The following is a 9,478-nucleotide window of genomic DNA, read 5'->3' as shown; positions in this document are numbered from 1 at the left end:
AGGAAGCCGAGGAGATCATGGCGATTTCCGGTTCCGACACCGGCACGCCCTTTCCCCGCTCCAAGGCCTATCCCCAGCCGCCGCACCGCTTCACCGACCCGGACCGGCTGCTGAAGGCCGCGTACCCCGACGGCTGGTTTCCGCAACCGACGGCGCGGGCCAGGGTCGCCACGGCGTCACGGGCGGCCTGCTGCGCCAACGCCGTCTGCAATCTCTGCCCGATCAGCGCCAAGTTCACGGTAGCCAACGACCTGGCCGACCTGTACCGGGACGATCGCGTCACCCTGCTGCTCCGGGCGGAAGCGCTCGCCGTCGAGACGGCGGGCGGGATGGCGACCGGAGTGGTCTATCGCCGGGACGGAGCCGAGCACGCCGCGCGGGGCGATCTGGTCGTGCTGGGCGCCAACGCCATTTTCAATCCGTTCATCCTGATGAAATCCGGCCTCGACCACCCGCTCCTCGGCCGGCGCCTGCACGAGCAGACGTCCGTCGATGCGCTGGTGTATCTCGACGGCGTGGACAATTTCCAGGGCAGCACGTCGATCACCGGACACGGCTACATGCTCTATGACGGGCCGCACCGGTCCCGCTACGGAGCCTGCCTGATCGAGAGCTGGAACCGTCCCGAATTCCGCAACGAGCCCGGCCGATGGCGGCAGATCCAGCTGCTGAAATGCATCGTCGAGGACCTGCCCCTGGAACGGAACCGCGTCGCCCTCTCGCACGAGCACCCGGACAAACCCGTCCTTCACTTCGAATCCCGGAGCGATTACGCGATGCGGGGCATCGCCGCGCTGGACGAGGCGCTGCCCAGGATCCTGGAAAAGCTGCCGGTCGAGCGCGTGGAGATCAAACGGCCCGTCAATGTCACGGAGGCGCATGTCCTGGGCACCACGGTCATGGGCGACGACCCGTCCGACAGCGTCATCGACAGCAACCTGGTGCATCACCGGGTCCGCAACCTGATGGTGGTGGGGAGCGGGGCGTTCCCGACCGGCGCCCCGGCCAATCCATCCCTCACCATCAGCGCGCTGGCGCTGCGCGCCGCCGAACACCTGCATCGCCCCGGAGGGCGCTCCTCATGATGCGGCTATCCCGAAGGACGCTGCTCGTCGGAGGCGGAGCCGTCGTCGCCGTCACCGGCTTGGTCGGCGGAGTCGTGGCGAAGAACATCGACCCTGCGGAAGCCCTGATCCGCGCCGTGCTCCGGGACCGTTTCCCGGACATCCAGGTGACCGAGGACGATCTCAGCCGCTTCGCGTCGGATTACCTCACCCACAAGGTAGCCCCGGAGGAAGTCTGGCTGTTGCGCCTGGCAGGATCGATGCCCGGGGTTGGCCTCAGCCACCAGCTGAGGGATCGTCTTCCGGGCGGCGTGCGGGACAAGCTCGCGGCGTTCGAGAACAGCGTCATGAACATGTTCCTGCTGTCGACCGACTTCTTCCTGCGCGGGCCCGAAGCCGGGCCGGTCGTGAGCTACGTCGCCTACGCCGACCCTCTGGTCAATCCCTGCATGAATCCACTGGCCCGTTTCGACGCCTGACGGAAGTCCCGGGCCGTTCACGACCGATCGTGCGCCATCCGGTCAGGGGACTTCACCGACCATCAGAACCCTTTTCCTTTCGAGGAAGGCGGCGTCATCGAGCTTCGTCACGGAGTTGACGTAGCGGTGGGTCCGCAGAGCCGACGCCGCGCAATCCGCCTCCTCCGCGGCACACCATTCCGCCCGGCGCTCCCCGATCAGTTTTTCCGCATGCTCGTTTCGAAGGTAGAAGCGCGTGCGGTCGATGATCACCGGCTGGTAATTGTCGCGGAACTCCGGGATCGTGTAGATCTTCGAGTTCACTCCCCAGTGCTGATGGACCTCGATGGCATCCGGCCTCTCCTCGGCCAGGATGGCCGGCAGGGCCGCGTAACCCTCCCTGGCCAGCTTCCGGCTCGCCAGGAGGCCCAGATCCACGACGCGGATCCGATCGCAGCACAGGGCGAGGCCGCCGACGTCGGGGGTGGCGAAGGTGATCGTGTCCTTGCCGACCAGCTGCCTCAGACGATCGACCGCGAGCCCGGTCCTGCGATAGGTCTCGGGAGTCGTCCCGTAGACCTCCGCGACCTGGCCGCCGCCGCTGGACAGTGTCCGTGCCATCTGGGCGATCGGCGGCCGGGCGCTGACGATCCAGCTGAACAGGATCGTGAGGGCGCACGCCGCGACCAGGGCCGGGCGCGCGGAAACCGCCCGGGCCGGGTCCGCCAGCCTGTCGTAGACCAGGCCGAAGATCAGCAGGACGAAAGGCAGGGCGAGGAACTGCATCCGGCCCACATAGCCCCAGTTCTTCCCGATCAGGATGGCGAACAGCACCACGGCGACGACGGGGGCCGCGAGGGCGAGCAGATCGTTCCGGACAGGCTTGAGGGCTGAAAGCCGGCCGGACAGCCCGTTCCACGGGATCAGGAGGAGTGCCGACACCGCCAGCACCAGCGGCAGGAGCGTCGCGGTGATCTCGACCGCGGCGATCAGGCGAAGCTTGACGCCCTGGAGGCCCGACAGGCTGTACGGGACGTGCATCTTGGCATGGACGGGATTCGGGAAGACGTCCCCGAAAACCATGTACCTGACGGCTCCGTGCAAGGCCACGACCGCCATGCCGGCGACCGCCAGCAGGATGAAGTTCCGGTATCGTCCATGCAGGAGGAGCGGGGCCAGCAGCGCCGCGTAATAGATCATCGCTTCGAAGCGGGTCGTCAGGAAGACGACGATGGCCACGGCCAGAAGCAGACGGTTCTCCCGGACATACAGCGCATGGAACAGCGCGAGCCCCGCGGCCGTCAGCAGCGTCATCTCCATGCCGTTCGACACTTCCGACACCGCGGGCCCGGACAGGGAGAAGACGAGGAGGATCGCCAGCCGGGTCCGGGAGCGGAGGCCGAGGTGCCGGGCGATCAGCCAGACGAAGACGGTGGCGACGCCGAGGAATATTCCGGTCGCCACCTGCGAGGCGAGGATCGCGCCTTCGAACCCGGGCCGGAAAAGCGCCATGGCGGCGTTGATCAGGAACCATGCGGTGGAGGAATATCCCTCGACCACCTCAGAAACGGACGTGAGCGCGATCAGTCCGCTCTCCGCGAAGGTGCGCGAGAAGGCGAGCGTGATCGCTCCGTCGTCCCAGGCATGGACTCCGACCAGGCGGGTGATGAGCACGATCATGACGAGCTGCACCCCAAGGGCCAGCCCCAGCTCGGCGAACGGCGACCGCGTCATGACGCTCTCACGGGTCATGATTGCCGGCGTCAGGGGATCAGTCCGCATTGCGGTCCCGCGGTTATGTCAGACGCGCGATCCTACGCGGAACATCGGGCATCGGCGGCCGTGTATAGGGATATCGGCCGGGCTCGCCTGGATTAAACAGCCCGTCGCGTGCAAGGACGCGACTAAGGCGAAGGGTGATGACCCAACACCTTGGAGCCGGCCATTCGGGATAGTGCGACCGCCCGCCGTCCGCAGGGTCAGGCGGCGATCTGGTTGATGCCGCGGCACCGGGCCTCGAACGCGTCGGAGATGAACTCCGGCCGCTTGTAGTAGCCTTTGATCCAGCTCGCCAGCATGCACAGCTCCTCCAGCTTCACGATCTCGTCGAGCGTGCCTTCGGGAAAACTGATCTGGAAGCTTTCGGCGATGAACTCCAGCACCTGCTCGACCTGCTCGATGGTGAGCCCCATGTCGGTCTCGAGGGTGGCGGTCCTGACCAGGATCTTCTCGTCGATACCGAACTCGTCCCGGATCAGCTTCACGATCCAGCGGAACATGTTCATCCAGTTCTTGACGTCTTCTGTGGATCTCGACATGGGTTCCATCAACCCACGCCGGGACAGCGGGGCCTCGTTCGGATCGAATTCATAACAGGTTAGCGCAATTCCGTTAAAAAAAGTTGTCAGGCCCTTTGGACAAAAGCAGTAAAGACGCTAGGCGTTAGGTCAGGGAATCCAGCCGGTAAGGCGCCACCACAGGAAGTTCAACGGCGTCAGGACGGCCAGGGTGACCAGTGCCAGCGGGATCGACAGACGGAGCGCCTCGGCGACCCGGACATTCCCGAGCTGGAGGGCCACCACCAGCGGCGGCACCTGGTAGGGAAAGAAGACGACCGAGAAGCCCACCACCTGCGTCATGATGACCGTCACCAGCGGCCAGCCGGTGGCGCCCGCCAGTTCGCCGGCGAGGGGCGACAGGATCGCGGGCAGACCGGGCATGGTCGCGACGACGCCCAGAGCCGCCGCGGCTCCCGTCAAGGACGCGAAGTTGAGCGCATCCGCCCCGGGTTCGAGGGGAATGACCCCGAGCAGCCCGGCGCTGAGCACCGCGCCCAGCCCGCTGTGGGTGACCAGGGCGGCCATTCCCAGCACGCCGGCCACATAGATCAGCGAGGCGAAATTGACCGAGCGGCTGAAGTCAGCCGCCGGCACCAGGCCGCTGACCGGCATCAGGCAGACCAGGGCCGCCGTCAGCCCGACCCAGGCGGGAGAGATCCCGTGCAGGAAGTCGGTCGTCCAGAATCCCAGCGTCACCACCAGGATGACCGCCAGGCGGCGCTCCGCCGCGGACAGCGGCCGCCGTTCCCGCTCCCCGGCAGCCGGATCAGGCCGGTCGGGGAACAGCCGGCACAGCAGCGCCACCAGCACGACGCCCTTCAGCAGGCCGGTCACCGGCATGTGGAGCCACAGATAGCCGCCATAGGTCAGGGTCACCCCGAAGACCGTCTCGACCGTGCCGGCCATGACCATGTTGGGGACGTTCGCCGGCAGGATCGCCGCCGGGATCATGTAGGTGCCGAACGCCGCGGCCAGCACCATGGCGGTCCGGCCGCGTCGCCCCGGACCGAACCCGACGCGGTCGGCCAGGGCCAGGACGATCGGCAGCAGCAGCACGACCCGGCCCATGGTGGACGGCATCAGGAAGGCGATGCCGCCGGAGATCGCGACCACCCCGGCGATCAGCCGGGGATAGGACGAGGCCAGCGCATCGACCAGCGTCCTGGCCAGCCGCTCGCCCAGGCCGGTCCGGGTCACCGCGACTCCGACCACGAGGCCGCCGAACACCAGCCACCAGGCGGTCGACTGGAATCCGGCGAAGATCACGTCCGGCGGCGCGATCCGCGCCAGCATGGCCAGCGTGAAGAACACCAGGGCGGTCACGAATTCGGGAACCACGCCGGTGGCCCACAGCCCGACGGTGAGAACCACCAGCCCGGCCGCCCGCCCCGTCGGCGGCTCCAGTCCGAACAGGGCCGGCATCAAGGCGAGCAGCGCGGCGAGGATCGCGGCGGAAGCGGCCAGGACGGGGGCGACGGGCAGCGGCCGGCGCACCCGGTCGGAGGCGAGGACGCTCAGGATGTCGCCCCCGCCATGGCGCGGCCGACCTTGGAGGCGTTGGGCCGCCCGAGCTGTTCGGAGATCCAGACGCCGGTGGCGGCGACCCGGTCCAGGTCCACGTCCGTTTCGATGCCGAGGCCGTTCAGCATATAGAGCACGTCCTCGGTCGCGACGTTGCCGGCGGCACCCTTGGCGTAGGGGCAGCCGCCCAGGCCGGCCACCGAGCTGTCGATCACGCCGATCCCGGCCTCCAGGGTCGCCAGGATGTTGGCGAGCGCCTGGCCGTAGGTATCGTGGAAATGGACCGCCAGCCGGTCGATCGGCACCGCCTGCACGACGGTGTCGATCAGGTCGCGCGCCTGCCCCGGCGTGCCGACGCCGACCGTGTCGCCCAGCGAGACCTCGTAGCAGCCGAGCTTCATCATGCGCTCGGACACGTCGGCCACGACAGCGGGCTCGATCGGCCCCTCGTAGGGGCAGCCCAGGACGCAGCTGACATATCCCCGGACCCGGATGCCGTGGCGCAGCGCGGTCTCGACGACCGGCCGGAAACGCTCGAAGCTCTCGTCGATCGAACAGTTGATGTTCTGGCGGCTGAACGACTCGGACGCGGCGCCGAAGATCGCGATCTCGTCCACGCCGGCGGCGATCGCCGCCTCCAGGCCCTTGGCATTGGGCACCAGCACCGGATAGGAGACGCCGGCCCGGCGATGGATGCCGGCCAGTACCTCGGCGGTGTCGGCCATCTGCGGAACCCATTTGGGAGACACGAAGGCCCCGGACTCCACGACCGGCAGCCCGGCCTCGCTCAGGCGGTCGATCAGCTCGATCTTTACCGCCGCCGGAACGATCCGCTTCTCGTTCTGCAGACCGTCGCGCGGGCCGACCTCGACGATCTTGATCTGGCTCTTCAGCCCGGTGAAGGAGCCGGTCGTTGGATTTGCCAATTCAGACCTCCGTCATGGCGAACGCGATGCGGAGCCGGCGCCCCGATCCGCGATGGGTGGTTCCGGCAGTGAAACAGATCGCCGCCGCCTTGTATGCCTGCCGCATGCGCATTTCCGGACGTCAATCACCGCGCCGGTCGTTCCGGTGGCTGATGATCGCGCTGAAGCCGAACAGCAGCAGCAGGATGCCCAGCAGGATCTCCGCCGCGGTGATCAGGCGGGAGAAGCCGGTATGCGGCTGGATATCGCCGTAACCCACGGTGCTGAGCGTGACCAGGGAAAAGTAGAGGCTCTCCGGAAAGGTGATGTCCCGGGGCCTCCCGTCGATCAGGAAGTTGGGCGGATCGGTGAAGCGGTCGAGGATCGTGTAGAGCGACGCGAAGACGATCACCAGCAGCGAGTAGAAGGTCAGGAAGGCGAAGGCGGGAACCACCAGCTTCGCGGCGGCCTGGAAGAATCCCTCGAACAGCAGCCCGGTATCCAGCAGGAAGATCGCGATGTCGCGGCTGACGAACAGGACGATCAGCGAGATCGCCGCCATGGCCAGGAAGAACAGCTCGGTGACCGCCAGCTGGGTGATGTCCTGGGAAGGGGTGAGGAAGGTCAGCGCCCCGATGGCGAAGACCGGCAGCAGCCACAGGAAGACGCGGTCGAACCGGCGGCCCGGACGGAGCACGTCGGTCAGCACGATGGCCCGGATCGTATGGCGCTTCCACCAGGCGCCGCCGACGAAGGCGGCCAACGGCATCACGAATCCCCAGGCCTGCACCATCGGCGTCACCGCCTTGAAGTTTCCTTCGACGAACAGGACGAAGATCGAGGCGTAGATGCCGATGAAATTGGCCAGGGCGATGGTGAAGAATTCGCCGCCGGGGAACAGCCGGTGGAAAATGTAGACCACCACCGCGACCGACGCGAGCAGCACGAAGGCAAGGTCTCCGGCCACCGTCTTGATCGACAGGGAGATCAGGGCCAGCAGCACGCCGGTGAACACGACGGCGCTGAGGCCGCCATGGAACCGGCTGCGCCTCAAGGATCGTTTCGAGGGCGGTGCTTCCGGATGATCTGGCATGGGAGGTCCGCCTGCTCGAAATCCCTTCTGCCGGGGCACGCCGCCGGACCAGGGATGTTTCCCGTCGCGACAATTCCTATACGTATCAAGTTGCAGGGTCCAGTGCGGCACCGTGTCCGGAACCGCCTCGCCCCACTCCTGTTGGGTGCTTCTACCGGGTAGGGCAATGCGGAATCGCCCCGCCCCAGTGACAGAGGACACCATGCTGAACCACTTGAGCATCGATCAGATCAAGCAGATCGCGGAGCTTTCCAACGAGTGCCGGGCGATCCGCGACCTTATCCTGAACAAGACGTACCAGACCGACGTCGACGAGGTGCCCCGAGCCAAGGGCGAGCGCAACCCAAGCTCATTCGACAGCCTGGAAGTGGTCGAGGCGGCGGACGACAGCGGCAAGTACCAGCGGCTGCGCGGCATGATCGCCGACCTGCCGCAGGATGCCCAGATCGAGCTCCGGGCGGTGATGTGGGTCGGCCGCGGCGATTTCGCGGCCGGCGAATGGGACAAGGCGATGGCCCGGGCGGACGGCAGCGCCAGCGAGACGGCGATCGACACCATGGCCGAGAAGGCCGACCTGCACGACTACCTGATGAAGGGCCTGTACAAGCTCGACCTGCTCTGATTCCCGCGATGCCGCTGGCGCGCGGCGACTACCAGCCGCCGCGCGCCAGCCACTGCTCCACCTGGTGGAGCCGGTCGGCGCCCCAGAACGCCTCCCCGTCCACGATGAAGAAAGGGGCGCCGAACACGCCGCGCCGAATCGCCTCGTCGGTCTCCGCCCGCAGCCGGTCCTTCACCACCGGGTCCTGGACCCCGGCCGCCAGATCGGCGGCGTCGATGCCCAGCGGTCCCGCGGCTTCCGCCACCTGATCGGCCGTGGTCATGTCCCGTCCCTCGCCCCAGTGGGCGTGATAGACCGCCTTGGCGAGATCGCGGGCTTTTCCGGGATCCCGCCCCTCGAGCCACCAGTAGGCCCGCGACGCCGCCAGCCCGTTGAGCGGCACCTTGGCCGGCATGGTCATCGGCACACCCAGCAGCCGCGCGAATCGCGGCGCGTCATGGGACAGGTAGTCGCCGCGCAGCGGCTGCTCCATCACCGGCTTCATGCCGCTGACCTTGAACACCGCCCCCAGCAGGATCGGGCACCAGCGCACCTTGCGGCCATGGCGTTCCGCGATCCCGTCGATCTGGGTGGCCGCGAGATAGCCGTAGGGCGAGGCGAAGTCGAAATAGAAGTCGATCGGTGCGGTCATCGGCGCGTTTTCCCCCTGGTTTTCCGAACACCCTATCGGGCTCGGCGGACCGGGACAAGCACCAGGGACAAGCGCCCTAGACCGGCTTGACCTTGGCGTCGAACGAGTAGCCGAGGCCGCGTTCGGTCCGGATGATCTGGGGTTCCTTCGGGTTCGCCTCGATCTTGCGGCGCAGGCGCAGGATCAGAACGTCGATGCTGCGGTCGAACACTTCCGCCCCGTCGATCCGGGTCAGGTCCAGCAGCTGGTCGCGCGACAGCACCCGCTGGGGTTGCTTCACGAAGGCGGCCAGCAGGGCGAACTCCGCCTTGGTCAGATCCACGTCGCGGTTGTCGGGGGACGTCAGGCGCTGCGATGTCAGGTCGAATCGCCAGCCCGCGAAGCTGACGGAGGCCCGCAGCCCGTCCGCGTTGCGCGCGGCCCCCTCCCCCACCCGGCGCAGCACGGCCTTGATGCGGGCCAGCAGTTCGCGTGGGTCGAACGGCTTCGTGAGATAGTCGTCGGCGCCCAGCTCAAGCCCGACGATCCGGTCGACCGCCTCCACCTTGCCGGATAGGATGATGACCGGAAGCTGGCTGTCGGCCCGCAGCTGCCGGACCAGCGCCAGCCCGTCGCCGTCGGGAAGCCTGAGGTCGAGCAGGATCAGGTCGACCGGTTCCGCCGCCAGCACCTTCTCCATGGCGGCCCCGGTCGCCGCCAGCGATACCCGGAAGCCCTCCCGAGTCAGGTACTCGGAGAGCATGTCCTGGACCTGTTCGTCGTCATCGACGGCAAGAATATGTGTCACGATACCCGGCCCGGATTGACGATGTCGCCAGGCCGCGGGAAAAGCCCCGGACCTATTC

Annotated in this window: 10 protein-coding genes (1 of these 10 running past the window's edge); 3 read left to right on the top strand and 7 right to left on the bottom strand. The window is 67.3% G+C overall.

Going from position 1 to position 9,478, the window contains the following annotated elements; all coding sequences use genetic code 11:
• Together JL101_RS00495 and JL101_RS00490 are read left to right on the top strand one after the other, a co-directional pair.
• Positions 1-1,085: the 3' portion of a GMC oxidoreductase gene (locus tag JL101_RS00495; protein WP_203098722.1), read on the top strand. It extends 358 nt beyond the left edge of the window; only the last 1,085 of its 1,443 coding nucleotides appear in the window; the start codon falls outside the window, past its left edge; its stop codon occupies positions 1,083-1,085.
• Positions 1,082-1,543: a hypothetical protein gene (locus JL101_RS00490; RefSeq protein ID WP_203098721.1), complete on the top strand. Its 462-nt coding sequence runs from the start codon at positions 1,082-1,084 to the stop codon at positions 1,541-1,543. Before JL101_RS00495 ends, JL101_RS00490 begins: the two co-directional genes overlap by 4 nt.
• Before the next feature lie 42 nt (positions 1,544-1,585).
• On the opposite strand, the gene JL101_RS00485 is transcribed toward JL101_RS00490, so the two are convergent.
• The 5 genes from JL101_RS00485 to JL101_RS00465 all read right to left on the bottom strand — a co-directional run bounded on the left by JL101_RS00485 (position 1,586) and on the right by JL101_RS00465 (position 7,380).
• Entirely contained in the window at positions 1,586-3,256 is a 1,671-nt protein-coding gene (locus JL101_RS00485) for a hypothetical protein (RefSeq protein ID WP_203098720.1), read from the bottom strand.
• Between the two features lie 245 nt (positions 3,257-3,501).
• Positions 3,502-3,840 carry an acyl carrier protein gene (locus JL101_RS00480; RefSeq protein ID WP_203098719.1) on the bottom strand — a complete coding sequence of 113 codons (339 nt, stop codon included), beginning with the start codon at positions 3,838-3,840 and terminating at the stop codon, positions 3,502-3,504.
• Positions 3,841-3,969: 129 nt separating this feature from the next.
• Positions 3,970-5,355, bottom strand: a complete 1,386-nt coding sequence (locus JL101_RS00475) for an SLC13 family permease (RefSeq protein ID WP_228435217.1) — start codon at positions 5,353-5,355, stop codon at positions 3,970-3,972.
• Between the two features lie 20 nt (positions 5,356-5,375).
• Positions 5,376-6,308 (bottom strand): hydroxymethylglutaryl-CoA lyase, encoded by a 933-nt coding sequence (locus JL101_RS00470; RefSeq protein ID WP_323374701.1) that lies wholly within the window; start codon positions 6,306-6,308, stop codon positions 5,376-5,378.
• 121 nt (positions 6,309-6,429) lie between these two features.
• Positions 6,430-7,380, bottom strand: coding sequence for an ion channel (locus JL101_RS00465; RefSeq protein WP_203098718.1), 951 nt, complete (start codon positions 7,378-7,380; stop codon positions 6,430-6,432).
• A 202-nt stretch (positions 7,381-7,582) separates the two neighbouring features.
• On the opposite strand from JL101_RS00465, the gene JL101_RS00460 reads away from it, so the two are divergent.
• The gene (locus JL101_RS00460) at positions 7,583-8,002 is read left to right on the top strand and encodes a DUF3775 domain-containing protein (protein ID WP_203098717.1); all 420 of its coding nucleotides are present in this window, start codon (positions 7,583-7,585) and stop codon (positions 8,000-8,002) included.
• A gap of 28 nt (positions 8,003-8,030) precedes the next feature.
• On the opposite strand, the gene JL101_RS00455 is transcribed toward JL101_RS00460, so the two are convergent.
• Together JL101_RS00455 and JL101_RS00450 are read right to left on the bottom strand one after the other, a co-directional pair.
• On the bottom strand, positions 8,031-8,633 hold the full coding sequence (locus tag JL101_RS00455) for a 2-hydroxychromene-2-carboxylate isomerase (protein WP_203098716.1): 603 nt from the start codon (positions 8,631-8,633) through the stop codon (positions 8,031-8,033).
• Between the two features lie 76 nt (positions 8,634-8,709).
• The gene (locus JL101_RS00450; RefSeq protein ID WP_228435216.1) at positions 8,710-9,420 is read right to left on the bottom strand and encodes a response regulator; all 711 of its coding nucleotides are present in this window, start codon (positions 9,418-9,420) and stop codon (positions 8,710-8,712) included.
• Positions 9,421-9,478 lie beyond the last annotated feature (58 nt).

This window comes from Skermanella rosea, assembly GCF_016806835.2.
GTDB classification, from domain to species: domain Bacteria; phylum Pseudomonadota; class Alphaproteobacteria; order Azospirillales; family Azospirillaceae; genus Skermanella; species Skermanella rosea.
Note: the sequence above shows the minus strand (reverse complement) of the source record. Positions and strands in the feature narration are given on the sequence as shown.